This is a genomic window from Arthrospira sp. PCC 8006 (assembly GCF_046480465.1).
GTDB lineage: Bacteria > Cyanobacteriota > Cyanobacteriia > Cyanobacteriales > Microcoleaceae > Limnospira > Limnospira platensis.
Genome location: NZ_PKGG01000462.1, coordinates 1 through 1,215 on the forward strand (window position 1 = coordinate 1; position 1,215 = coordinate 1,215).

Consider the following 1,215-nt stretch of genomic DNA (forward strand, 5'->3'; position numbering starts at 1 on the left):
CCCACACCACCCAACTTTTCCGCGATCGCCTTTCCGTGTCTAACACCACAAAGAAATCTGGTCCGCGAAAATCCGATGATTTTTTCTGATGAGGACTATAGTAAATCGTCAAGTTTCCCGCATCAAAATAATCATTTCGGTCTCGCCATAACCAGTCTAGGCATTTAATCAGTAACAAGATTTGTTGTAGGTGTAAATAGCTTTCCAATGGCAACTCCTGACTTTCTAAATCTCCCGGAGGAAACTCGATATCCTCCCATTCTGGTGAGGTTTCCAGTGATGCTAACTGTTCCGTAACTGTCATAATGTTTACCTCGATTTTTTACAACTGTTCGGGGTCAATTCCCAACTCTCGCAATTTAGCCGCTAGTTGGTCTTTTTGTTGTCGTTCGATTTCTAATTGATTTTGAGTAGTGATTAACTCATTTTGAACACTTCCTAACTGTCGTTGAGCTTCCGTAGCTGATTCTTCGGGAGTGGGTACTAAAACACCCTCAGGACTAAAAAAGCGGAGTTGACGATTTTCTATCCCTAAGAATAGTTGCAGTTGTTCACTCCATAAATGTCCCTTATCATTGGGGGTTATCGGTTTATAGGTTCCCTGAATTAAAGCAAATCCTTGAAACTCTAAACTCTCTGGGTCAAACCAGAAATATTCGGGAGTGCGGAAAATATCCTGATAGATTTTCTTTTTCTCAGTCCGGTCAGTGTTAGCTGTGGAACTTGATAATAATTCCACAATTATATGAGGATATTTTCCCCCTTCTTCCCACACCACCCAACTTTTCCGCGATCGCCTTTCCGTGTCTAACACCACAAAGAAATCTGGTCCGCGAAAATCTGATGATTTTTTCTGATGAGGACTATAGTAAATCGTCAAGTTTCCCGCATCAAAATAATCATTTCGGTCTCGCCATAACCAGTCTAGGCATTTAATCAGTAACAAGATTTGTTGTAGGTGTAAATAGCTTTCCAATGGCAACTCCTGACTTTCTAAATCTCCCGGAGGAAACTCGATATCCTCCCATTCTGGTGAGGTTTCCAGTGATGCTAACTGTTCCGTAACTGTCATAATGTTTACCTCCATTTTTTACAACTGTTCGGGGTCAATTCCTAACTCTCGCAGTTTAGCCGCTAGTTGGTCTTTTTGTTGACGTTCAATKTCTAATTGATTTTGAGTRGTKAYTAACTCATTTTGGATGCTACCTAATTGAT

General features: G+C 40.9%; 1 protein-coding gene and 1 pseudogene. Both read right to left on the reverse strand.

Annotation, left to right across the window (positions count from 1 at the left end):
• Positions 1–304, reverse strand: a pseudogene (locus B9T16_RS28775) (Uma2 family endonuclease); the annotation flags it as partial.
• 18 nt (positions 305–322) lie between these two features.
• Entirely contained in the window at positions 323–1,072 is a 750-nt protein-coding gene (locus B9T16_RS28780) for a Uma2 family endonuclease (protein ID WP_410246401.1), read from the reverse strand.
• Between the last annotated feature and the right edge of the window lie 143 nt (positions 1,073–1,215).

Bases quoted from the DNA above. Each gene is read 5' to 3' on its own strand.
- B9T16_RS28780 (WP_410246401.1), bottom strand. From the start codon at position 1,072: ATGACAGTTACGGAACAGTTAGCATCACTGGAAACCTCACCAGAATGG.